The 22,975-nt window shown below is 69.4% G+C and carries 17 protein-coding genes; 4 read left to right on the forward strand and 13 right to left on the reverse strand.

Features of this window, described 5'->3' with window-relative positions; genetic code table 11:
- The first annotated feature begins 645 nt into the window (after positions 1 to 645).
- On the forward strand, positions 646 to 1,851 hold the full coding sequence (locus tag ABZT02_RS35140) for a S1 family peptidase (RefSeq protein WP_356024978.1): 1,206 nt from the start codon (positions 646 to 648) through the stop codon (positions 1,849 to 1,851).
- Between the two features lie 719 nt (positions 1,852 to 2,570).
- On the opposite strand, the gene ABZT02_RS35145 is transcribed toward ABZT02_RS35140, so the two are convergent.
- The 13 genes from ABZT02_RS35145 to ABZT02_RS35205 all read right to left on the reverse strand — a co-directional run bounded on the left by ABZT02_RS35145 (position 2,571) and on the right by ABZT02_RS35205 (position 19,337).
- Positions 2,571 to 4,112 carry an FG-GAP-like repeat-containing protein gene (locus ABZT02_RS35145; RefSeq protein WP_356024980.1) on the reverse strand — a complete coding sequence of 514 codons (1,542 nt, stop codon included), beginning with the start codon at positions 4,110 to 4,112 and terminating at the stop codon, positions 2,571 to 2,573.
- A gap of 86 nt (positions 4,113 to 4,198) precedes the next feature.
- Positions 4,199 to 4,744, reverse strand: coding sequence for a hypothetical protein (locus ABZT02_RS35150; RefSeq protein WP_356024983.1), 546 nt, complete (start codon positions 4,742 to 4,744; stop codon positions 4,199 to 4,201).
- 824 nt (positions 4,745 to 5,568) lie between these two features.
- Positions 5,569 to 7,542, reverse strand: coding sequence for a glycoside hydrolase family 97 catalytic domain-containing protein (locus tag ABZT02_RS35155; RefSeq protein ID WP_356024986.1), 1,974 nt, complete (start codon positions 7,540 to 7,542; stop codon positions 5,569 to 5,571).
- A 101-nt stretch (positions 7,543 to 7,643) separates the two neighbouring features.
- A complete protein-coding gene (locus ABZT02_RS35160; RefSeq protein WP_356024988.1) occupies positions 7,644 to 10,028 on the reverse strand; it encodes a carbohydrate binding domain-containing protein in 2,385 nt (794 codons plus the stop codon).
- Complete coding sequence (locus ABZT02_RS35165) at positions 10,025 to 10,537, reverse strand: hypothetical protein (protein ID WP_356024991.1); 513 nt, start codon at positions 10,535 to 10,537, stop codon at positions 10,025 to 10,027. Before ABZT02_RS35165 ends, ABZT02_RS35160 begins: the two co-directional genes overlap by 4 nt.
- A gap of 41 nt (positions 10,538 to 10,578) precedes the next feature.
- Positions 10,579 to 11,535 (reverse strand): glycosyl hydrolase, encoded by a 957-nt coding sequence (locus tag ABZT02_RS35170; protein ID WP_356024993.1) that lies wholly within the window; start codon positions 11,533 to 11,535, stop codon positions 10,579 to 10,581.
- A 127-nt stretch (positions 11,536 to 11,662) separates the two neighbouring features.
- On the reverse strand, positions 11,663 to 13,189 hold the full coding sequence (locus tag ABZT02_RS35175; protein ID WP_356024995.1) for an alpha-N-arabinofuranosidase: 1,527 nt from the start codon (positions 13,187 to 13,189) through the stop codon (positions 11,663 to 11,665).
- 29 nt (positions 13,190 to 13,218) lie between these two features.
- Positions 13,219 to 14,289 (reverse strand): lactonase family protein, encoded by a 1,071-nt coding sequence (locus ABZT02_RS35180; protein WP_356024997.1) that lies wholly within the window; start codon positions 14,287 to 14,289, stop codon positions 13,219 to 13,221.
- A gap of 44 nt (positions 14,290 to 14,333) precedes the next feature.
- A complete protein-coding gene (locus tag ABZT02_RS35185; RefSeq protein WP_356025000.1) occupies positions 14,334 to 15,302 on the reverse strand; it encodes a sugar kinase in 969 nt (322 codons plus the stop codon).
- A complete protein-coding gene (locus ABZT02_RS35190; protein WP_356025003.1) occupies positions 15,299 to 15,970 on the reverse strand; it encodes a bifunctional 4-hydroxy-2-oxoglutarate aldolase/2-dehydro-3-deoxy-phosphogluconate aldolase in 672 nt (223 codons plus the stop codon). Before ABZT02_RS35190 ends, ABZT02_RS35185 begins: the two co-directional genes overlap by 4 nt.
- A 159-nt stretch (positions 15,971 to 16,129) precedes the next feature.
- Positions 16,130 to 16,951 (reverse strand): carbohydrate ABC transporter permease, encoded by an 822-nt coding sequence (locus ABZT02_RS35195; protein WP_356025005.1) that lies wholly within the window; start codon positions 16,949 to 16,951, stop codon positions 16,130 to 16,132.
- Positions 16,951 to 17,994 (reverse strand): sugar ABC transporter permease, encoded by a 1,044-nt coding sequence (locus ABZT02_RS35200; RefSeq protein ID WP_356025008.1) that lies wholly within the window; start codon positions 17,992 to 17,994, stop codon positions 16,951 to 16,953. Before ABZT02_RS35200 ends, ABZT02_RS35195 begins: the two co-directional genes overlap by 1 nt.
- Complete coding sequence (locus ABZT02_RS35205) at positions 17,991 to 19,337, reverse strand: extracellular solute-binding protein (RefSeq protein WP_356025010.1); 1,347 nt, start codon at positions 19,335 to 19,337, stop codon at positions 17,991 to 17,993. Before ABZT02_RS35205 ends, ABZT02_RS35200 begins: the two co-directional genes overlap by 4 nt.
- Positions 19,338 to 19,851: 514 nt before the next feature.
- Here ABZT02_RS35205 and ABZT02_RS35210 point away from each other — a divergent pair.
- The 3 genes from ABZT02_RS35210 (at position 19,852) to dgoD (ending at position 22,933) form a co-directional block, all read left to right on the forward strand.
- Positions 19,852 to 20,901 carry a LacI family DNA-binding transcriptional regulator gene (locus ABZT02_RS35210; RefSeq protein ID WP_356025012.1) on the forward strand — a complete coding sequence of 350 codons (1,050 nt, stop codon included), beginning with the start codon at positions 19,852 to 19,854 and terminating at the stop codon, positions 20,899 to 20,901.
- A complete protein-coding gene (locus tag ABZT02_RS35215; protein ID WP_356025014.1) occupies positions 20,898 to 21,662 on the forward strand; it encodes an SDR family NAD(P)-dependent oxidoreductase in 765 nt (254 codons plus the stop codon). Before ABZT02_RS35210 ends, ABZT02_RS35215 begins: the two co-directional genes overlap by 4 nt.
- A 125-nt stretch (positions 21,663 to 21,787) precedes the next feature.
- Entirely contained in the window at positions 21,788 to 22,933 is a 1,146-nt protein-coding gene (gene dgoD, locus ABZT02_RS35220) for a galactonate dehydratase (protein ID WP_356025016.1), read from the forward strand.
- Positions 22,934 to 22,975: the final 42 nt, after the last annotated feature.

Consider the following 22,975-nt stretch of genomic DNA (forward strand, 5'->3'; position numbering starts at 1 on the left):
TCGTCACCGGTACCGACATGGGCCGCCTCCGCTTCGGCGATTCCACCGGTGACGGCAAGGCCGACTTGTTCGTCCACACGATCGCGGACGGCAAGGTCGCCGTCCGCAAGAACATGGGCACCTACTTCGACGGCGGCACCGTGATGATCACCCTCTGACGAGAGCGATCCCTCTGGCGCCATGCGGCCACGGCCACCGCGGACGGCACCGAATCCCGGGCCTGGGACCGAACCAAGGTCGCCTGACCACGTGTAGATCGCACTGACATCGTGAGACGTGGTCCCGCCCGGGGACTTGGAGTTTCCACGGCACGCCACATCGGGTGCCCGGGGCCACGTCTCCACGGAACTCATCACCACCGACGACACCGGAAACCTGGAAGCCCGTGCCACGGGGGGTGCGGCCGCTCCCTCGCGGCCGCACACCGTGCGCCAGGCTGACAGGCCCGGCACCACGACACCGCACCCCCCGCGCGCCCGCCGGACACACCGATGCCGACTCGTGGACACCACGTATCGGAGTGGACGGCGGTGGGCGCGAGCGCGGACCCGGAGCGACGCGAGCACAGGCGCGCCGAGCTCAGATCCGCCAAGCAGCACCCTCACCGGCGCCTCGGCTCCGTCCCTGCGGGGGCCCGTCGAGCGCGTGAGCCACACGTCTCCCACCAAGGAAACCAAGGTCATGCGACACCTCAGAGGCCATCGCCTCGTCCCCTTCACCAGAGCATTCACCACACGCCTCGCCGCACCACTCGTCGCCGCGCTGCTGGCGCTGAGCGCCGCCCCCGCGAACGCCGTCTCCGGCACCGCCGCGGTCGACGGCACGCTCGCGTTCACCGCCCGCCTCGAACTCGGCGACGGCCAGAAGGCCTGCTCCGCCGCCCTGGTGGACCCGTACTGGCTGCTCACCGCCACGAGCTGTTTCGCCGACGACCCGGACGCGAGCCTCGCCATACCCACCGGCGCGCCCAAGCTCAAGACCACCGCGACCATCGGCCGCACCGATCTCACGACCTCCGGCGGCGAGACCCGCACGGTTGTGGAACTCGTCGCCCACCCGTCACGGGACGCCGTCCTGGCGCGGCTCAGCCGCCCCGTCACCACCATCACACCCGTGAGTCTGGCCGCCACTGCGGCCACGCCCGGCGAAAAGCTCACGGTGGCCGGCTACGGCCGCACCGCCGCCGAATGGGCCCCGCTGCGTCTGCACAGCGGCACCTTCGCCGTCGACTCGGTCGCCGCGGAGACGGTCGCCACCACCGGCGATAACGGCGCGAGCGTCTGCATGGGCGACACCGGCGGCCCGGCCGTGCGCCTGGCCGGCGGCAAGGCCGAGCTGGTCGCCGTCAGCAGCAAATCCTGGCAGGGAGGCTGCTTCGGCATCGATCCGGCCGTGACCCAGACCGGCGCGGTCAGCACCCGTATGGACGACCTGCGCTCCTGGGTCGGCTCCACTGTCGCCGTTCCCGCTGCGGCCGCGGCCGGTGCCTGGCGTGCCTACGGCAACACAAACCCGATCACTTCCAGCTCCAGCACGTGGCGTTGTGCCGCCAGTAAGACGATCGCCACCGGCGTGATCGCGCAAGCCTGTGCGATCAGGTCGTCCAACGGCAGCGGGGTCCAGGCAGCGGTGATCGTGCGCAACAACCAATCCAGCCTCTATGGCGCGGAAGCGCGTATGGATCTGTATACCGCCTCGGGCACGCACCTGGGCGATTGGAAGTGCCCGTCCTCGGGGGTTGGGGCGAACTCCTGGTCGGTCTGCTTCGGAACAACCCTCGCAGAGAGCAGCCAGGTGAACTCGTTCGGGGCACTCAACGGTACATATCTCGGCCTGTCATCGAATGCCTGAACCGGGTCGATCGCCCCGAAGGGCTGAGGCCTTGTCCAGCAAGTGATGGCTGAGTCTCCTTCCTCTGTGTTGTGAGGGTGAATTGGGCAGGTCAGGGGATGGCGATGGGACAGAGCCCCCGGTCGTCGGCGGTGTTGACTCCACTCGACTCCGTCGACGCTCCGGGGGCTCTCCGGTTCCGTTTCCTTCCACGCTCCGGGGTGCCAAATGAGCTGGTTGAGCGAGCTGATCCTCCGCAGCGCGGCCCATCTCTGCCTTGACCTACGTGTCGACCGACTCGGCGTCCTCGAGTCAGTCCTCCGCGTGCCAGTCCTCGGCGATGACCAGCCGCTGGTCGAGGGCCGAGAATCCAAGCAGCTGGCGGAGCGCTCCTTGCGGTGCCGAGCTGCCGCCGTCCGGGTGTGGACGGTCTGGCCGATCCGTCGACTCGAGCCGCACCCATCGCTGGCGTGTGTTCCGTGAGGCGGGCCTTGGCCATCAGCGCGACTCCGGGAACAGGCGGACCTGGGCCGTCGGTTCCCCGGACTGATCGAGGCTGTCGCAACCGCAGTCCGGCACACTCGGTGACTGCTGCGGAATTCGGCTTGAGGTGGCCTGGTGGGTGAATACGCCGAGAGGGTTCTCCGAGCGGAGATCACTCGGAGAACCGTCTCGGACTACCGCGGCCTTCGCCGCGTATCTCGTCGCGGTGGCGGCGGGATCGAGATCATCCCGGCCACTCAGATGATGCGGTAGGGCCCCCAGCCGGTGCCGGCCTGGTAGCGGGTGCCGAGGGTTTCCATCCCGGGCTTTCCGGTGCCGGGGTAGACCCACAGCGTGTCGTCGGACGCCTGGCGGGAGAGCACGTCGGTGAGCCCGTCACCGTTGTAGTCCCCGGTGCGGAGGGCGTTCTGGCTCTGCCAGCTCCTGCCGACCTGATAGCGGGTACCGAAGGAACCGCCGATCGCCTTTCCCGTGCCGGGGTAGACCCACAGCGTGCCGTCCGACGCCTGACGGGACAGCACGTCGGGGCGCCCGTCGTTGTTGAGGTCGCCGGTGGTGATGATGTCCTGGCTCTTCCAGCCGGTGCCGGCCTGGTAGCGGGTGCCGAGGGTTTCCATGCCGGGTTTTCCGGTGCCGGGGTAGACCCACAATGTTCCGTCCGACGCCTGACGGGTCAGTACGTCGGTGAGCCCGTCGGTGTTGAAGTCCCCGGTGCGGGTGACGTCCTGGGTCTGCCAGCTCCTGCCGACCTGGTAGCGGGTGGCGAAGGCTTCCATGCCGGGTTTTCCGGTGCCGGGGTAGACCCACAGCGTGCCGTCCGACGCCTGACGGGACAGCAGGTCGCCGATGCCGTCGTTGTTGACGTCTCCGACCGTGACGGCGTTCTGGCTCTGCCAGCTGGTGCCGGCCTGGTAGCGGGTGCCGAAGGTGCTGCCGCTCGCCTTTCCGGTGCCGGGGTAGATCCACAGAACGCCGTCGTCCTTGATGGCCGCGAGGTCGGCCTTGCCGTCACCTGTGAGGTCGTCCGGGTTGCGGGAGATCGCGTACGTGACCCAGTCGCTGATGTCGTCGACCCGGGTGTCGACGGCCCCGGTGCGGGTCTCGGCGGCGTCGATGCCGAGACATCTGCCCTGCCAGGAGCGGGAGTTGACGGCGACGAGTTCGGTGGTGCCGTTGACGGTGCGCAGGGCGGGGCCGCCGGCGTCGCCCTTGCAGACGGTCGCGGTGTCGGAGCCGTTGAGGTCCACTGTCGTGTCCGCGGTGGAGGCGACGGCGAACGTACCGGTGTGGAGCTTGTCGGGTACCCATTCGGTCTTGGTGCGTCCGAATCCGGCTTTCACCAGTTCCTCACCCGCGGCGGCGGGCGTGGTGGCCAGCCGGACCGGCGTGATGCTCGGATCGGTGATCCTGGCGGCGAGTTTGACGAGCACCAGATCCCGGTCGGCATGGGGGACGAGCCGGATGGCCGGCAGGACGCTGCCGCTGGTCTGCGTCAGGTCGGTGCGGCCGACGGTGACGGTGGTGGTGACGGCGGGCTTGCCCGCGGGGGGCTTGCCGTCCGCGGCGAAGCAGGTGGCCGCGGTCAGGACCCACTGCGGGTCGACGAGGGTGCCGGTGCAGGCACTCTGCTCGCCGACGTTGATCTTCGCGACGTAGTTCAACTGCGCCGGGGCGTCCGCTCCGTTGAGCGCGGTGGCGTCGGCGGAGCTCAGCGCGACGGGGGCCGCGACCAGCGCAGCGGCCAACGCGGCGAGACGGGGGCGTCTGGAGACATGCATGAACGTGGATTCCTAGTCACGAGGGCCGCGCGGCCTGTGGGGCACCGGACCGCGCAGCGGTGAGCATGGCGGGTGTCGACCTGGGGCTACTTGGAGGACCTGATCTCGACGAGCATGTGATCGCGGCCGTCCGGGTCCGCGGCCTCACCCACCGGCGTCCAGGAATTCTTGGCGATGTCGAACGACTTCTCCTCGGTGCCCACGCTCATGTCGACCGCGGTCGTGTAGTCGTTGCCCTTGACCGCGTAGACCGCGGGGATCTCCAGGGTCAGCCAGCCTGAGTCGCCCACCACCTTGAAACAGATCTTGTCCGCCTTGTCGCGGGCCATGATCTCCAGCAGACCGGTCCCGCTCGCGCAGTCGGCCAGGGTGATGTGCCCGTCACCGCGCTTGAGGACGATGTTCTTCTCGGCCAGGATCTTGTCCGCCAGCGGGTAGTTGAAGTCCTCCACCGCGTAACCGGGGTTCTCCCCCGCGACCAGTGCGGCGGGGTTCGCCTCCTGCGACGCCCCGCCGGGCAGGCCCGTGGTCACCGTGATCCAAGCCAGGGCACCGACCGCGGCCGCGCCCAGTGCAGGCAGTGCTAGCCGCCTGTGCCGCGGTTGCGCGGACGTTCTGCCGTATTTCCTCATTGCATCCCCCAAGTTCGTCGACGACGGCCGGATGTTCATCACCGGGCGTGAGATTGGGGTGCGCAGGAACGCGATATCGACATCGCTCCGCTGGGTATGCACCCAACTCCTGTGGAAAGCAGTCCCGTACCTCTCGAAGCGAGAGGCCCCCCGTATCGGTAATCGTCATCCGCGTCGTCATATCAACATGAAGTGACACCCAGGTCGAGTGCCTAGAAGCAGGCACAAAGCGACATTCTTCGCCGATGTTTCGTGATCTGTGCCACACCTTGCGAGGGTTGTGCTGGAGACTGTGAAGGATCGGTGAATGCCGTCCGACAGCCCGTCAGAAGCTGCAATGGCAACCGAAGTTGGAGGGTGAGGTTCATCAAGTGCCCGATAGCCTGCCGGCAACTGCCGTACGGGCCCGGGACAGCCCGCGACGACTTACGAGGCAGCGGTCGGAACATCGAAGAGAGGCCGCTGGTGATCGAGGAGACGAGCTCCTTTCCCTCCTCGGTGACCTCCTTCACCACGGGAGCGGGCCGCACGTGCACACGTGCGGCTGACCGAGCTGCGGGCCGCCGCGGACCTGCTGGACCTGGACGACGCCGCGATCGATGGCTCGCACGGGCGGGCGCGACGGCCGTGAGGCCGCTCGATGAAGGGTGCCCGCACCGAGGTCTTCCGACAGACAGGCACAGGTCAACGTCGTCGACTTCGACAACCCCTGTAAAACGCGGCTCGACGCCGGGCATGGTGCCCTGCTGACCGCGTTCGATCGAGCGCCTGCCGGAGCCCCGCGCCCGCCGGGTCCCGTACGGGACAGCCCGGTTGGCGGGGCGTCAGCTCGGCTGGAGGATGACCGCCTGACCACCCGCGCTGGTCATCGCCATGCTCAGAGTCGTCGAGGAGGTGACGGTCCGGGTGCTCACCACCGTGGGCGTGGCGTGCGGGGTGGTTCCCGCCGTTCCGTCCGCGTAGACGGTGGCGGTGTAGCTGACGCCGCTGTCGAGGAAGTCCAGCGGGACCGACAGGGTGCGGGCGGTCTCGTTGGTCATCGCGCCGAGGAACCAGGTGGCGCCGCTGCGGCGGGCGACCGCTATGTACTCGCCGATCGAACCGGTGAGGGTCCTGCTCTCGTCCCAGGTGGTGGGCACGGCGTCGAACCACGACAGCCCGGGCCAGTTGGCGGTGGTGGCGTACGACGACGGTGTGGAGTACCAGTAGACGAAGTTGAGCGGCTGGTAGTACACCGCTGCCATCGCCATCTGGTGGTTGTTGGTCGTCTGGTCGCGGGACTGGCCGTAGCAGATGGTGTAGTCCATCGGGCCGCCGATGTTGCGGGCGAAGGGCAGGGTCACGTTGTGGGTGGCGGTCGGGAACTGCTCGTTGCCCCGGACGCCTTCCAGGCTGATCCAGTTGGGGTAGGTGCGCTCGTAGCCGAAGGGCCGCACGTCGTCGTGCATGTCGATCAGCAGGTTGTACTTTGCGGCCGTCTTGGCCCAGGCGATGATCTGGTTGGTCATGGTCTGGGTGCCGTCGTTGATGAAGCCGAGCTTGATGCCGGCCACGCCCCAGCTCTTGTAGAGGGCGAACAGCGTGTCCGGGTCGGTCAGGGCCAGACGGTTGACGTAGAGGAAGACGCCGATGCCGTTCGTCGTGGCGTGGTCGATCACCGTGGGCAGGTCGATGTCCGGGATCGCCGCGGTCGCGTCGGTGGTGGTGAACTCCGGGCCGTACCACCCCGCGTCGTACTCGACGTAGTCCAGGCTGCGGGCGACGGCGAAGTCCACGCCGGCGATTCCCGCGGCGGTGGTCAGGTTGCAGCGGAACACCTTGCCCGGCCGAATCCATGTCGTGTCGGTCAGGGCGCCCGCCGGGGCCAGGTTGAGCACCAGTTCGGCGTTGTCGACCAGGTCGGCGTCGGAGGATCCGAGGACGAGGACCCGCCAGGGCGTGGCGAACGGCGTGGTGACGGTCGAGGTGGTCTGCACCGGGCCGCTGCCGCGGGCGGTCTTCTTCATCAGGTACGTCTTGAGGGTGTTGCTCTGCCCGGAGACCGACGTGAGCATCCCCCGCGGGTAGTTCACGCGCGAGGACTCACAGATGCAGGCACGCAGCCCGCCGGCCAGGGTGACCAGGAGGGGCATGTCGGTCAGGGGGCCGACGTCCGTGCCGGAGGTGCCGGTGGAGGGGATCGCGTCCGGCACGACGGGGGTGTACACGCTCTCGTCCCGGGCGCTGTAGACCAGGGTGCCGCCGGGGAACACGAAGCTGGTCAGCTCGTCGGAAATGGTGGCCTTGCCCGTTCCGAGCAGCGTGTAGCGCAGCGCGACTCCGGTGTTGTAGGCGCGTATCTGGATGCCGAAGGTGACGCCGCTGCCGCTGTCCTGAAGGTTCCAGCGCATTTCCTGGTAGTGGTCGCGGATCGTCGCGCTGCGCCCGTACACCGGGGTCCAGGTGCTGTCCTTGGTCCAGTGCTGATAGTTGGTCACCACGGTGTTCGCGGCGCCCAGCGTGGTGCCGTCGCTCATCACGAGCCCGAGCACCGAGGTGCCGACGACCGCCGCGCCGGCGCGTGTGACCGACCAGGAGAGCGCTCCGCCGACCAGGGACACCGTGATCTTGTTGCTGCCGTCCGGTGACGTGGCGGTCATGACGGCGTCCGCCGCGTGGGCCTCTTGCGTGCCGGCGAGGCCCAGTGCTGCGGCCCCCGCCGTGACCGCCGCTGCCTTGAGGACCCCGCGCCGGGACAGCGCTCCCGGGCGAGCGACTGCGGGCAGGCCGGGCCGCTCCTGACGTCCTGACGTTCCCATGGTCAGTGACCTCTCTGTTGAGTCGCGTGAAAAGACATCGGCACGGGGAGCACGTGGGCGCCCCGCACGGTGTTGGCCGTGCGGGACGCCCACGCTGTCGGTCACTGCTGGGTCAGGGTGATTTCGTCGCAGTAGCCGTCTCCGCTTCCGGAGACGAGGTGGCAGTAGATACGGGCGGAGGTCACGCTCGCGCCCGTGGTGAACGTCGTCGACTGCTTCGAGTACGTGCTCGACGTGGTCGACGCGCTGGCGACGGCGCTGCCGTTGTAGAGCTTGGCCTCCAGTGCTGTCGTGGTGCCGGCGGTCTGGCTCGCGAGGGAGCCGGTCAGCCGGTAGGTGGTGTTCGGCGTGAGGCCGGTGACGATCTGGAACAGGGAGCCTGAGCTCAGGGACGCGTTGGCCAGCCCGGCTGCGTTGCCGTTGGCCGCCGTGCTCGTGAGCGAGAAGTCGCCGTTGCGCCAGGGCACGGTGTGGCCGGACTCGAAGTTGCCGTTGATCGCGTAGTTCCTGACGGGGGTGACGGCCATGTCGTCGCAGTAGCCGTTCCCCGTACCCGAACTCTTGTAGCAGTACAGCCGGACGGTGTTGTTCGTCGCCCCGGTGGTGAAGTCGGCGGAGACGAACGTCCACGCGGTGCCACTGGAGCTCGCCACCGTTTCCAGACCGCCGGTGTTCTTGACGCCGACGTTCATGACCTCGCCGGCGACGGCCGACTTCACCCAACCCGAGACGCGATACGTCGTCCGAGGCGCGACGGGGACGGACTGTTCGAGCGAGGCGGGCGACGGCCCGACTCGCGCCGCGTAAGTCCCGGAGTGGGCGCCCGAGTTCACCACCGAGGCGGAGTTCCACGCGCTCCACCCCGAGGTCGACCCCTTCTCGAAGCCGAGGTTCTCGTTGGCGAGGCAGGTCGAGTCGGAGGGAGTGCTGAACTGGTCGGCGCCGATGTCGGGTGCGCAGGTCGTGGGAACGGTCGAGCCCCAGTAGTCCTTGCCGCCGTTGTTGGGGACGACGACTCCCGCGCCGATGGCCGGGGACGACGCGGTCAGCTGGTAGCCCGCGACGCTGCCGATGCCCGTGCCGCCGCTCCCGGGCGAGGCGAGCTGCGGATCCGCCGTGATCTTCCCCGGGTCGGAGGGCTCACTGGCCGGGTGGTTGCCGTAGAAGAGGTTGTTGCGCCAGGCGAAGTTCGAGGCCGGCTGGCCGGACGTGTAGACGTAACCGCCGCTGCCCAGGTTGTAGATGATGTTGTTGGCGAGGGTGAGGTCGTTCCAGGCGCCGGTGACCTCGAGGACGTTGGCGGTGGATCCCGACGGGATGTAGATCGTGTTGTTGTAGAACGCGGAGTCCTGCGAGCCGTCCATGGTGATGGCGCGAAGACGGTCGTCCTCGCTGACGTTGTAGCGGACCACCGCGTTGCTCGCGAGGTGTGATCCGCCGCCGCAGCCGCAGAAGAGGATGAACCCTCCCGCGTTGTCGTGGCTGTAGTTGTACTGGACGACGGTGCCGTCCTGCCCGTAGTCGACGTCGAAGCCCTGGCCGTCGGAGTTCCCGGTGTTCTTCTGGGTTCCGTACGCCTCGTTGTACTGGATCACGGTGCCGTCGGAGTCCCAGGCCCAGATGCCGGCGTTCGCCGCGTTGGGGGCCTTCGCCGCGTTGTAGACGACGTTGTGCTCGATGAGGGCGTTCTGCGACATCTGCACGACGATGCCGTCGCCGTCCGTGTCGTGGACGGTGTTGTTGTGGACGACTACACCGGTCCAGGGCGTCCACACCGGGTTGTTGCAGCCGATGGACGGCCGGCAGAGCCAGGTGCTGGACATGTTGATACCGCTGCGGGCGACGTTGGCCACCGTGTTGCCGTCGATGTCGACGTCGTTGAACGCGCTGGGGGTGCTGGTCCCGATAACGGAGAAGAGGATTCCGGCGCTGCCGTCGACCTCCTTCGACTGGTTGCCGTTCACGTCGTGGATGTTGAGGTTGCTGATCTTGTAGTGATCTCCGGTCCCGAAGTTCTCGAGGACCACGTAGACGCCGCGTCGCGCGTTCGCACCCTTCACGGCGCCGGTGTTGGTCACCTCCAGATCGGAGATCTCCCAGTACTCCTGGTTGTACAGGTAGATCGCGTCCGTGCCGCCGCCCCCGGCGATGACCGGCAGGGCGCCGGTGCCGTAGGCGCTCATGGTGATCGATCCGCCTGACGCGCTGCCCGAGCCCAGCGGGTGCAGCAGGCCGGTGCAGGTCGTCCCCCGCTTGAACAGCAACTGGTCGCCGGGGCCGAACGTCGTCGCGTTCGGGCCCGCCAGCGAGTTCCACGGCGAGGAGGAGGTTCCGGTTCCGTTGGATGCCGCCGAGCAGTCCACGTAGTAGGCCGAGCCTGCTGCGTGGGCCGGCACGGCCGGTGTCAGGGCCACTGCGGCGCAGGCGAGCAGCATGGTGACGACCGCGCCTGCGAACAGTCGTCGTATCTCTGCGACTTGTCTCATGATGCTTCTTTCCGTACGACGTTGTCGGAAGGGGTGGAGGAGCTCGCCGTGACCTTGCGGAGTGCGGCGACGATGGCCTGCGTCGGAGCGGCCTGGTTCGACCATTCGGCGACGACGTGTCCGTCGGCTCCGATCAGCAGGGTGTGGAGCTGTCCGTCCGTGGGCAGTTGCGCGCTCACGGAGGCGGAGTCCGCGGCGATGACGAGGCCGGGCGGGAGGGCCCAGTTCGCCGCGAAGTTCTGGAGGGCGGCGTCGGTCGTGTGCCCGTCCGAGTCGGTGACGAGGACCCGGACGTCGGGGTACTGAAGCGCCACGCTCTTGAGCGAGGGGATCTGGCTGCGCGCTGCCGCCGCGTGGACGTCGCCCTGGTCGTCGACGGGTAGGGCCGAGACGACGGTCGGGCCGGAGAGGGAGATCCGGTGCCCGTCGAGCAGGGTCACACCGGAGTCCGCCGGCGCTTCCGCTCGGCATGCGGTGGCGAGCAGGAGCGCGGCGACGAACGGGATCATCCCTGCGCGACGGGCTCTCGCGGTCGCTCCCCGGATCGCCGTCACCGGACCGGCCCTTCGAGAGGCAGGATGGGTGCTTCCAGCGTTTCGTCGCGGTCGCACACAAGCGTGTCTCCGTTCACCCGCAGACGGGCGACCTGGATTGAGCTTCGGCGCTCGTCGTGATCGCTGGGCTGTCGACCGGGGCTGTCGTCGGATCGCCCGGGGTGGGTGAAGTAGAAGACGAAAGCGCCGAGTTCACTGGTGACGACGTCGGCGTGGAAGCCGTACGAGCCGTCGTCGGGGCCGTGTCCGGGACGATCGAGGACGAGTCCTCGCGGCTCCCATGTCTCCAGGTCCCGTGAGTGAAGAACGCGCAGGCCGTGCCACTCGTCGACGAGCATCCAGTAACTGCCGTCGAGCTCGAAGACGTTGGGACCTTCGTGCTCCGAGCACTCGACCGCGGGTCCCCGAGCCGTCCACCGCGTCAGGTCGTCGCTGTCCGCCGCATAGGTGTGCCCGTGGTCGGCCTCGTCCTTGTACCACATGCGGTAACCGCCCGTGGGGAGCCGCAGGACGCAGGCGTCGATCACTCTGTCGGACGAGAGCGACAGGGTGGACCGGAAGGTCCAGGAGAAGAGGTCGTGGCTCGTGTAGTGGCGGATCACGCGTGCATGGCCGGCCCACTGGGTCGGAACACCGCGGATCACGCTGACGAACATGTGATATTCGGTTCCGTCGTCGATGATCTCGGGGGCCCAGTAGGTGTGCCGTCCTGGCTCGGTGTCCAGCCCCTCGGCGACTCCCCGGTACAGCCAGGAGGCCCCGCCGTCCGAGGAGGACGCGATCCCGAGGTCGCTCCCGTGCACCCAGCTCACGTCGTTCATCGGCGGCGCGTCGGCGCGACGGCTGGTGTAGAACATCCACCACTCGCGGGCGTGCCGGTTCCAGATGACGGTGGGGTCGGTCGCGCCGTCGTGCACGGGGTCTCGGAACAGGGGTCGGGCAACGGCTGTCATTGGTTCTTCCCAGGAGTGAGTACGACGGTGTCCCAGGACACCGGTGTGCGGCGGTGATGTGGATGGCCCGGCACGCCCATGAGCCGGTGTCGGCGGTGGCCCATGGGCGGTCGGCTCGTCAAGGCCGTCAGGCGGACCGGTTCGTCAGGCGGATCATGTTCCAGGAGAGCGGCTCGAGTTCGGCGTGCAGGACGCCGTCGGTGACGGCCGTGCCCGTGGCGGCCTGCGGGGTGACACGGTCGGGCCGGTCCGCGGTGTTGGCGGCCTCCGGGTCGCCGTCGGCCAGGACGAGGTGCTCCACCACGGTGTGGGCGTCGACGCCGCGCAGGTCGACCTGCAGGGGAAGGGTGTCCGTCTGGCTGCGGTTGACCGTGAAGACGGTGATGTCGCCGGTCTCGTCGTCGATCACCGCGGTGGCGTGCAGCAGCGGTACCTCACCGAAGCGGGCGGTGGGGTACGTCGGACTGTCCACCTCGACGCGCAGCACCCGGCCGCGCCCGTACGCCGACGCCTGCGCGAAGGGGTAGAACGTGGTCTGCCGCCAGGCCGCGCCGCCGGGCTCGGTCATGATCGGCGCGATGACGTTGACGAGCTGCGCGAGCGAGGCGGAGGTGACCCGGTCGGCGTGCCGCAGCAGCGCGATGAGCAGCGAACCGAAGACCACGGCGTCGGTGACGGTGTAGACGTCCTCCAGGATGCGCGGCGCCTGCTGCCACTCCTCCACGGCGTGCGGGTTGGGCCGCTGCTGGTACCAGACGTTCCACTCGTCGAAGGAGAGGTTGATCCGCTTGTCCGCCTTCAGGCGGGCGCGGACGTGGTCGCAGGTGGCGACGACCGACTCGATGAAGTGCTCCATGTCCACGGCGGACGCCAGGAAGGAGTCGCGGTCGCCGTCGATCTCCTCGTAGTAGGCGTGCAGGGAGACGTAGTCCACCAGGTCGTACGTCTCCTGCAGGACCGTCGACTCCCAGGAGGCGAAGGTCGGCATGGAGGAGCTGGAGCTGCCGCAGGCGACCAGTTCCAGACCGGGGTCGACCTGCCGCATGGCGCGGGCGGTCTCGGCGGCAAGGCGGCCGTACTCCTCGGGGGTCTTGTGCCCGGTCTGCCAGGGGCCGTCCATCTCGTTGCCCAGGCACCACATCCGGATGCCGTACGGCTCCTTGCCGCCGTCGGTGATTCGCCGGTCGGAGAGCTCGGTGCCGCCGGGGTGGTTCGCGTACTCCAGCAGCCGTACCGCGTCCTCCACGCCCCGCGTGCCGAGGTTGACGGCCATCATGGGCTCCATGCCGGTCTTGCCGCAGAACTCCATGAACTCGCCGAGGCCGAACTCGTTGGTCTCGGTGGACTTCCAGGCCAGGTCCAGGCGGGTGGGCCGCTCCTCGCGCGGGCCCACGCTGTCCTCCCAGCGGTAGCCGGAGACGAAGTTGCCGCCGGGGTAGCGGACGGTGGTGACGCCGAGTTCCCGGACCAGTTCCAGGACGTCCTGGCGCAGGCCGTCGGCGTCGGCGGTGGGGTGGCCGGGCTCGTAGATGCCGGTGTAGACGCAGCGGCCCATGTGCTCGACGAACGATCCGTACAGGCGCGGGTTGACGCTGCCGACCGCGAAGGCCGGGTCGAGGGTGAACGTCGCGGGGGTGGTGCCGGGGTGGGACATGACTGCCTTTCGAACAGGTACGGGGAGAGTCAGAGCGCCAGGGCGCAGACGACCGACGGGGCGGAGACCGGTGGGTGGGGCTGGGTCAGGGTTCCGTCGTCCAGGACACGCAGGACGGCGAGTGAGCCGCTGTGCTGGTTGGCGACGAGCAGATGACCGTCCACCGGAGCGAGGCCGCGGGGCCAGGTGCCGCCGGCCGGGACCTCGCCGAGCGGCTTTAGGGCGCTGCCCGCGAGTCGGAACGCGGCGACCGTGTCCGCGCCCCGGTTGGTCACCCACACGAAGCGTCCGCAGGGCGAGGCGACGATTCCCGCGGGCTGGTTGACGACGTCCTCGGCTGTCGTGGCGGGTACGGAGGAGAGGGCCGTCAGGACGCCCGTGGCGGCGTGGTATCGGTGGCAGGTGACGGTCGATGACAGTTCGTCGGCGCTGAACACCAGGTCACCGTCGGGGGAGAAGGCGAGGTGGCGGGGTCCGGATCCCGCGTGCATCGGGTTCACCGCGACCCGTTCCAGGGTTCCGGTGCGGGTGTCGAGCCGGTAGGTGAAGACCGCGTCCGCCCCCAGGTCGGTGGCCAGCACGAAACGGCCCGCCGGGTCGACGAGTACCTGGTGGGCGTGGCTGCCCTCCTGCCGTCCGGCGACCGGTCCCGACCCGTGGTGGACGACGAGATCGGTCGGTTCAAGGAGCTGTCCGTCCGCGCCGAGCCGGTGCACCGCGACCGTGCCCGGGGCGGTGTCGCTGCCGTAGTTCGCGGTCAGCAGCCACTCTCCGTCCGGGTGGACGGTGAGGTGGCAGGGGTTTGCTCCGCCGCTGCTCATCGGGTTGCCCAGCGGGGACAAGGTGCCGTCGTCGGCGCGGGCGACGGCGCTGACGGTTCCGGCCTCGGTCTCGTTGGTGCTGTAGACGACGCTGAGCGACGGGTGCGCCGCCAGGAACGAGGCCCCGCTCACGGGCAGCGGCTCCACCTCGTCGTACGAGAGGTGTCCGGTCGTGGGATCGATCCGCAGGGCGGCGATGCCGGGGCCGTCGCCACCGGAGTCCTGGGTGTAGGAGCCGGTGAGGACGGGGATCGCGCCGGTGAGGGAGCTTGTGTGCATGGGTGGTCCTGGGAGGTTCATCGAGCAGGTCGGTGGATCAGGTCTCAGCGGACGATGTCGTCGTGGTGGTCGAGCAGTTCCAGTTCGGAGCGCCGGGGCAGGCCCTCCCAGTCGCCGGCAGTGCTCACCGCGAAGGCGCCGAGGAGGGCCGCTGTCCTCAGCCGCTGTTCCGGGGGCTCGCCCGCGAGCAGTTCGGCGAGGTACCCGGCGGCGAACGCGTCTCCGGCGCCCACCGTGTCGTGCACGCGGACCGGCATGGCGGGCTGCCGGTGCGACAGGCCGTCGAGGAGGGCGTACGCCCCGTCGGCGCCGAGCTTGATCACGGCCCCGCCGGGTCCCAGGTCGCAGATGCCCTTGGCGAGTTCCTCCGGTCCGTCGGCGTCGGGCACCACGAGAGCGGCCTCGTGCGGTCCGGCGAAGACCAGGTCGCTCCTGCGCAGCAGAGGCAGCAGCGTCGCCCGGGCCTCGGCCTCGCTCCACAGCAGGGAACGGAAGTTGACGTCCAGCGAGATGGTCACGCCGGCGTCGGCGGCGATGTCCACGGCCCGGACCACGGCCGCGGCGGGGCCCTGTCCGAGCGCCGGGGTGATACCCGTGATGTGCAGGACCGCCGCCCCCGCGACGACGTGCTCGGGGATGTCGTCGGCGGTCAGCCGGGCTCCGGCCGTGTGGGTGCGGTAGTAGCGCGTACGGCTGTGGGTGGAGGTGCGGCGCTCCTTCAGCAGCAGGGAGGTGGGGGCGGGGTCGCGGATGGCGACGGTGGTGACCCCTTCGGCCTGTAGTTCTCGCAGGACGAGGTCGCCGAGTTCGTCGTCGCCGACCCGGCCGATCCAGGTGGCGGATCCGCCGAGTCGGCAGACCCCGATGGCGACGTTGGACTCGGCGCCGGCGATCCCGAGGCGCAGTGTCGTGCCGAGCATGAAGGGGGCGGGCTCCCGGGCGGCCATGACGGCCAGCACGTCGCCGACGGTCACGAGGTAGGGCTCGCCGGACGGAGGTGAGGAGGCGTTCACGTGCTCGCCTCCCCGGCCCGCGCGGTGGCCCGGACCGCGTCCAGCAGGGTGCGCGCCCTCGCGGTGAGGGCGTCCAGTGCCTGCGGAGTCGGGTCCCGGTCCGCCCCGCGCAACAGCGGGGAGCCGATACCGACCGCGCAGGCGCCCGCGTCCAGGTAGTCCCGTGCCTCGTCGATGCCGACGCCGCCGACGGCGACGAGCGGGATGTCGGGCAGTGGGGCCCGCAGTTGGCGCAGATGGGCGGGGCCGCCCGTGCCCGCGGGGAACAGCTTGACGGCGGCGGCCCCCGCCTGCCACGACTGGGACACCTCGGTCGGTGTCCAGGCGCCCGGGTAGCACGGGATGCCCCGGTCGGCCGCGTTCCGGACGACGCCGGTGTCGACGACGGGGGCGACCAGGAACTCCGCTCCCGCCGCCAGGGCGTCCCTGGCCTGGTCGCCGGTGATCACGGTGCCCGCGCCGACCGCGACGTCCGGGCCGAGTTCCGCCCGGACGGCGGCCAGCGCGTCGAGCGCTCCGGCCGTGGTCAGGGTGATCTCCAGGCAGGTGACCCCGCCGGACACGAGCGCCCGGGCCACGGCGGGCAGCCCGGAGGCGTCGGCCGACCTCAGGATGGCCATGACCCGTGTCCGGCCGAGCTGCGGGGTGAGAGCCGGACGCTCCGTCATGACCCCACCGCCGTGGGGCAGTTGATGATTCCCTGGGTGTCGGTCATGCGGGTTCCTTTGCTGGCGGGTGCGTCGGTGACGCGGATGAGAGGAGCGTCGGTGACGCGGATCTGAAATGCGTCGCAGGGGCGGATCAGCGCGTGCGTCGGAGCGGGGACATCACTTCAGCCCGGAGGTGGCGGCGCTGGTGACGAAGCCCCGCTGCACGATGAGGAACAACGCCAGCACCGGCACGACGTACATCACGGCGCCCGCGGCGACCAGGTTCGGCAGTGGCGAGCCGTGCGCGTTGACGTAGCCGTAGGCGAGCTTGACCGCGAGCGTGGTGTGGGCGTCGTCCAGCAGCAGGGCCGGCGCGATGTAGTCGCCCCAGGTCCAGCTGAAGGAGAGGATCAGACTGGTGGCGATGACCGGCCAGGACTGCGGCAGGAAGATCCGCCAGAAGATACGGATCTGCCCGCAGCCGTCCACGATCGCGGCCTCCTCCAGCTCCTTGGGCATGTTCGAGAAGAACTGCCGGAACAGGAAGATCAGGTACGGGGCGCCGCACAGGCCCCACAGCACCCACGGCACATAGGTGTTGGTGAGGTGGATCTTGGCGAACAGCAGATAGGTCGGGATGAGGGTGAGGACCTGCGGCAGCATCATCGTCGACAGCAGAACGGAGAAGATCAGCCGCTTGCCGGGCGCCTGGAGACGGGCGAAGCCGTAGCCCGCCCACGCCGAGGCCAGGGTGACCAGGACGGCGTAAAGGGTGGCGATCGTCAGGGAGTTGCGGGCATAGCCGAGGTAGTCGATCTCGGTCAGGGCTTCCCGGAAGTTGCCCAGGCCGGGGTGGTGCGGCCACCAGTGGATGGGCAGCGCGCGCAGCTCGGAGGGAGCCTTCAGAGCGGTCTCCAGCAGCCAGGCGAACGGACCGAGGAAGAGGACCACGGCGCCGACCAGCAACACGTAGACGGCACTTCTGCGGGGGAACACCATCACTTGCCTCCGATCGTGCGCGGCCGAGAAGGCTTGTCCGGCTCCGGGGCGACGGAGTAGAAGACCGCGCCCTTGCTGAGCCTGAAGATGAGGAAGGTGATCGCGACGATGATCAGGAACAGCACCCAGAGCATCGCCGAGGCGTATCCGTAGCGGCCGTTGGCGAAGTACTGGGCGAACACGTGGATCATGAACAGGTAGTTGCCCTCGGGGACGGCCGAGACGCCCCTGGGGGTGGGGTCGAGGGAGATGAGCAGCGGCAGGAAGCTCTGTACGGCGGCGATGATGCCGGTGATGACCTGGAAGAACAGCACCGGAGACAGCATCGGGACGGTGATCTTGTAGAAGGACTGCCAGGCGTTCGCCCCGTCCATGCGGGCGGCCTCGTGGAGCTCCTTGGGGATGTCCTGGAGCCCCGCCAGCGAGATGATCATGGCGTTGCCGCAGCCCCACAGCATCAGGGTGATCAGGACCCAGCGGGCGTAGGGGTCCATCAACCAGGCAACACCGTTGATGTCCAGGGCGTCGAGGACGCCGTTGGCGGCGCCCGAGTCCCGGTCGAAGATCAGCTTGAAGGTGAGGGCGGCACCGACCGGCGGCACCACCGCGGGCAGGTACAGCAGGGTGCGGAACAGCCCGCGGGCCCGGATCGGCTGGTTGACCAGCACCGCCAGCAGCAGCCCCGCCGCGATGCTCAGCGGCACGGTGATCGCGGTGAAGACACCGGTGCGGGCCAGGGAGGACATCGTCTCCGGGTCGGTCAGGACCTCCCGGTAGTTGTCCAGGCCGACGAAGCGGGAGTTGTTCGACAGTCCGTCGGAGTTGGTCAGGCTCAGCCACAGCGCGTAACCGAGCGGGAAGGCCGTCAGGGTGAGGAAGCCCAGCACCCAGGGTCCGGCGAACACGTAGAAGGAGATGGCCCGGCGGGTGGTCAGCGAGGTGCGTCGGCGACCGGCGCGCGCGGTGGCGCGGGGCCCGGGCCGGGCGGCCGTCTCCCCGGAGGGAGACTGCGCGCCCGGCGCGGTGATCTGATCGGTGCTCACCCCACGAGCTCCTTGCCCTGGGCCAGCTGCTCGTTCATCCGGGAGTTGAGCGTGTCGGCGACCTTGCCCGCCGACGTCCCGGACTTCACGGCACCCGGCAGGACCTTGCTGAGCACACCCTCCAGGGCGGCCTGCTGGGCGTACGGGGTGAAGCTGATGACGGAGAAGTGCGGCAGCTCCTGCTCCTGGACCTGGAAGGCCTGCTTCTGGAAGGTGCTGGTCTGCGGCATGTTCGCGCGCAGCGACTTCAGCGAGGGGATGCCCCAGCCGCTGGCCGCGCGCTCCTGGGCGGGCTTGCCGCCGAAGTACCACTCGAAGAACTTCCAGGACGCGTCCTTGTTCTTGGCGTCCCTCGGGATCCAGAAGCCGGTGGCGCCGAAGCAGGAGCTGACGCGGTTGCCGCCGAACTGCGGGGCGGGCGCGAAGCGGGAGACCTCGGCGAGCTTGGGGTCGGAGCCGATCAGTCCGCCGAACCAGTAGCCGTTGCAGCTCATCGCCATCCGGTTGGCCTGGTAGGTCGGACCGTCCCAGCCGTCCGGGTTGGGGTTGACGACGTTCGGGCCTATGTCGGCCTTGGCGTAGTCCAGGTACCACCGCAGCGCCTTGAGCGCTTCGGGGGAGGAGAAGTCCACCGTGGCCAGGTCCTCGGCGAACAGGCTGCCGCCGGCCGACGCGGTCATCCCCATGAGCTGCGGGAAGACTCCCATGCCGGTGGCGTTCAGGCCGTACACCTTCACCTTGCCCAGGCGGCGCTTGACCAGCTTCTCGCCCAGGTCCAGCCACTCGTCGTAGGAGACCGGTTCGGTCGCGCTGGGCGCGTCCAGCTTGGCGGCCTCGAACATGTCGGTGCGGTACCAGAACATGGAGTCCTGGGAGTAGTCCTTCGCCATGCCGTAGCGCGGTCCGGCACCCTGCTTCTTGCCGTCGTAGCGCCACACGTCGTTGACCGGGTCGAGGTCCGAGTCCTTCAGCACGGAGCTCTTGGCGAAGTACGGGTCCAGGTCCGTCATCAGACCGCGGGCGGCGAAGTACGGGGTCTCGGTCGCGCCGAAGCCGCGGACCACGTCCGGCGGGTTCTTGGCGGCCAGCATGGCGTTGAGCTTGGTGGCGTCCCAGGTGATGACGTTGAGGTGCATCCCCAGCGCCTCTTCCGCGGCCTTGAGGGTCTTCTTGTCCCACTCGTTCTGCACCGTCATCACGGTGAGCGTCGTCTTGCCGCCCCCGGATCCCCCTGTGCCGTTGCTGACGGAGCCGGCGCAGGCGGACACCCCGGTCGCGGCGAGCGCGGTTCCGGCGGAGAGGGCGAGGAAACGCCGTCTGTCGAGGGATGTGGACATGGGCATGGTGATTGCCTTTCGTGGCGGGACGTGCGCGGTCGCGAGAGGTGCGCGGCTGCGAGGACGTACGGCGGCTGCGGAACGTAGGGCGAAGTCCATGGCGGCATGAGGGGCTGCCGCGAGAAGTGAGCGGGTGAGCACGGCGGCCGGTGGTGTACCGGCTTGCTGGGGGGTGGTGCGAGATGCCCTGGGCCGGGCGCAACTGTCTGCGTGGACAGTGGGCGCACGGGTGTCAGGGGACCGCGAGTGCGACGGTGGTCGTGTGCGCGGTGAGACCCGAGGGCGACTCCCCGGCCACGGCTGACGGGGAGTCAACTGTGGCCGACATCTAGTCAAAACGATATGACCGATTTCTGGGGTTCTGGTCAGACTTATCGCTTATTCCGGCCTGAGGAAACCGGTTGACTGAAACTTTCGCGAACGTTAAGTTGCGTTTCCAGAAAGTGTCAAGTGGCCAGAACGCGTCACTCTGGGTCCCGCACAGCGGACCGGGGCAACGCCCACCGAAGAGGGGGAGCACGTGCCGGAACAGCCCGTCCGGGCCAAGCTCGTGGATGTGGCACACGCGGCCGGGGTCTCCAAGGCCACCGTGTCCAAGGTGCTCAACGGCCGCCAGGACCTGTCCGTACGGCCGGAGACGCGCCGCCGCGTCCATGAGGCCGCCGAGGCTCTCGGCTACCGGCCCCACTCCGGGGCCCGGGCACTGGCCGGAGCCAACACCCACGCGCTGGCCCTGCTGATCCCCGCACTCGCCAACCCCACCTACGTCACCATCGCCCGCGGCGCCTACCAGCGAGCCCGCGAACTGGGCTACCTCTCCCTGCTGGCCGAGGACTTCGACGGGCAGGAGGCCGACGAGTCCTTCCACGACCTGGTCCAGGAAGGCAGGGTCGACGGGCTGCTCATCGCCTCGGCCCGCCCGGGTCACCCCCTACTGGACGCGCTGAGCCGCAGCGCGGTCCCCCATGTCTTCCTCAACCGCTCGGTCGAGGGATCCGGCCGCAACGTCACCATGGACGTCGCCCGCTCCAGCGTGACGGCACTCGACCACCTGCACGGCCTCGGTCACCGCTCGATCGGCCACATCGCGGGTCCCCCCGGGATCACCCCCAGTGAGGTCCGCAAAGGGGCATTTCTCCGGTATGCCGACATACTCGGGCTGGACGCGGCGCCCGTCGCGTCCGGGGACTTCACCGAGGACGGCGGCGGATCCGCCGCGCGGGAACTGCTGCGCCCCGCCGACGGCGACGGACGCCCACCCGTCACCGCCCTCTACACCAGCTCGCTCGCCCAGGCGATAGGCGCCATGGCCGCGATCAGGGACCTCGGCCTCAGGATCCCGGAAGACGTCTCCGTGGTCGGCAACGACGACCTGCCGGTGGCCGCGCACCTCAATCCGCCGCTGACCACCGTCGCGATGCCCCTGCACGAGCTGGGGACCGCCGCGGTGGATGCCCTGGTGGCCACCATCGAGGGCAAGCCGACAGGAGACGTCGTCGTACCGACCGAGCCGCTGCTGATGCTGCGCGGCTCCACGGCCAGACCGGCAGAACCAGGAGGAACGCCATGACCGTCGCCGCACCGGCTCGCTTCACCGGCCGTACCGCCCTGCTCACCGCGGCCGCCTCCGGTATCGGTGCGGCAACCGCCCACCGGCTGGCGGCCGAGGGCGCGTCCGTCATGGTCACCGACGTGGACGCCGAAGGCGCGCAACGCGTGGCCGAGGAGATCCGCGGCGGGGGCGGACGGGCGCGCGACCGGCGCCTCGATGTCACCTCGCCGGGGGAGTGGGCCGCGGCCCTCGCCGAGGCCGAGTCATGGACGGGCCGCCTGGACGTGCTCCACCTCAACGCCGGACGCAACCTGCCCGGAGCGGCACACGAACTGGACGACGCCTGCTGGCACGACCAGCTGCGGCTCTCCCTCGACTCCGTGTTCTACGGAGTCCGGGCCGCCGTGCCTCTGCTGAGCACGGCCAGGGGCTCTGTGGTGATCACCTCGTCCGTGCACGCGGTCATCGGCTTCAAGGGTTTCCCCGCGTACGCGGCCGCCAAGGGCGGGATCGACGCCCTCGTACGCCAGCTGGCCGTCGAGTACGGAGGCCGGATCAGGTTCAACTCCGTCCTTCCAGGAGCTGTGGTCACCGCCCTGTGGGCCGAGGTGCCCGAGGAGTACAAGGCGCAGACCGCCGCGCGCACCCCCGTCGGCAGGCTCGGAGCCCCCGAGGACATCGCCGCCGCCGTCGCCTTCCTCGCCTCCGAGGACGCCGCTTTCGTCACCGGCCAGAACCTGCTCGTGGACGGTGGCCGCAGCATCAGCTCCCAGGAGTAGGCACCCGCCTCACCCGGTCCGGGCGAAAATCCGCCCTGCCCGCTGCGATCACGCCCGACTCACCCTCACCGAGCCCCCGGCCCCGCATCAGGCCGTACACAGCACAGGACCCGGAGGTCCCTCCCATGAAGATCACTGGATACGAAATCTTCCTCGTCGAACCGCGCTGGCTCTTCCTCCGCGTCGACACCGACGAAGGCATCTCCGGCTGGGGTGAGCCCATAGTCGAGGGCAAGGCCCAGACCGTGGCCCGTTGCGTCGAGGAGATGTTCGACTACCTCGTCGGCCAGGATCCGGCCCGCATCGAGGAGCACTGGCAGGTGCTCGCCAAGAGCGGCTTCTACCGGGGCGGAGTCGTCCTGAACAGTGCCCTGGCCGGAATCGACCAGGCGTTGTGGGACATCGCAGGCAAGACCCACGGCGTCCCGGTCCACCAACTGCTCGGCGGCCACGTGCGCGACCGGGTGCGCGTCTACGGCTGGGTCGGCGGTGAAACCCCCGAGGAACTGGCCGAGTCGGCCGCCGCGCAGGTCGCCAAGGGCATGACCGCGGTCAAGCTCAACCCCTGCGGCCAGCTGGAACCGCTCGCCACGCCCGCCGCGATCGATGCCATCGTGGCCGGCGTGAGTGCGGTCCGCGAGGCGATCGGGCCGGACCGCGACCTGGCGCTGGACTTCCACGGTCGGTTCAGCGGTGCGATGTCCCGCCGCGTCCTGCCCTTCCTGGAGCCGCTCCTGCCGCTCTTCGTCGAAGAGCCCGTGCTGCCGGAGTTCTCCCAGGACCTCGGCGCCGTGGTGCGCTCCACCTCCATCCCCATCGCCACCGGCGAACGGCTCTACTCCCGCTGGGACTTCCGCTCGGTGCTCTCCGACGGCATCGCCGTGGCCCAGCCCGACATCAGCCACGCCGGCGGCATCTCCGAGACCCGCCGGATCGCCGCGATGGCGGAGGCGTACGACGTCCTGGTGGCCCCGCACTGCCCGCTCGGCCCGATCGCCCTCGCCGCCAGCCTCCAACTCGACTTCGCCATCCCCAACTTCCTCATCCAGGAACAAGCACTGGGCATCGGCTACGGCGACAGCAGCGGCCTGCTGGACTACCTCGCCGACACCACACCCTTCACGTTCCGCGACGGCTACATCGACCGCCCGACCGCACCCGGTCTCGGCATCACCATCGACGAGGACGCAGTTCGCGCCGCCGCCGAACGCGGCCACCGCTGGCGCAATCCCGTCTGGCGCAACACCGACGGCTCACTGGCCGCGTGGTAGCCGCACCCAGCACCACCGGCCGGCCCGAACAAACCCCGCCCA

Origin of the sequence: Streptomyces sp. NPDC005402, assembly GCF_040606575.1 — a bacterium.
Lineage (GTDB): Bacteria > Actinomycetota > Actinomycetes > Streptomycetales > Streptomycetaceae > Streptomyces.

Bases quoted from the DNA above. Each gene is read 5' to 3' on its own strand.
- ABZT02_RS35145 (WP_356024980.1), bottom strand. From the start codon at position 4,112: ATGCATGTCTCCAGACGCCCCCGTCTCGCCGCGTTGGCCGCTGCGCTG.
- ABZT02_RS35150 (WP_356024983.1), bottom strand. From the start codon at position 4,744: ATGAGGAAATACGGCAGAACGTCCGCGCAACCGCGGCACAGGCGGCTA.
- ABZT02_RS35155 (WP_356024986.1), bottom strand. From the start codon at position 7,542: ATGGGAACGTCAGGACGTCAGGAGCGGCCCGGCCTGCCCGCAGTCGCT.
- ABZT02_RS35160 (WP_356024988.1), bottom strand. From the start codon at position 10,028: ATGAGACAAGTCGCAGAGATACGACGACTGTTCGCAGGCGCGGTCGTC.
- ABZT02_RS35165 (WP_356024991.1), bottom strand. From the start codon at position 10,537: ATGATCCCGTTCGTCGCCGCGCTCCTGCTCGCCACCGCATGCCGAGCG.
- ABZT02_RS35170 (WP_356024993.1), bottom strand. From the start codon at position 11,535: ATGACAGCCGTTGCCCGACCCCTGTTCCGAGACCCCGTGCACGACGGC.
- ABZT02_RS35175 (WP_356024995.1), bottom strand. From the start codon at position 13,189: ATGTCCCACCCCGGCACCACCCCCGCGACGTTCACCCTCGACCCGGCC.
- ABZT02_RS35180 (WP_356024997.1), bottom strand. From the start codon at position 14,289: ATGCACACAAGCTCCCTCACCGGCGCGATCCCCGTCCTCACCGGCTCC.
- ABZT02_RS35190 (WP_356025003.1), bottom strand. From the start codon at position 15,970: ATGACGGAGCGTCCGGCTCTCACCCCGCAGCTCGGCCGGACACGGGTC.
- ABZT02_RS35195 (WP_356025005.1), bottom strand. From the start codon at position 16,951: ATGGTGTTCCCCCGCAGAAGTGCCGTCTACGTGTTGCTGGTCGGCGCC.
- ABZT02_RS35205 (WP_356025010.1), bottom strand. From the start codon at position 19,337: ATGCCCATGTCCACATCCCTCGACAGACGGCGTTTCCTCGCCCTCTCC.
- ABZT02_RS35215 (WP_356025014.1), top strand. From the start codon at position 20,898: ATGACCGTCGCCGCACCGGCTCGCTTCACCGGCCGTACCGCCCTGCTC.
- dgoD (WP_356025016.1), top strand. From the start codon at position 21,788: ATGAAGATCACTGGATACGAAATCTTCCTCGTCGAACCGCGCTGGCTC.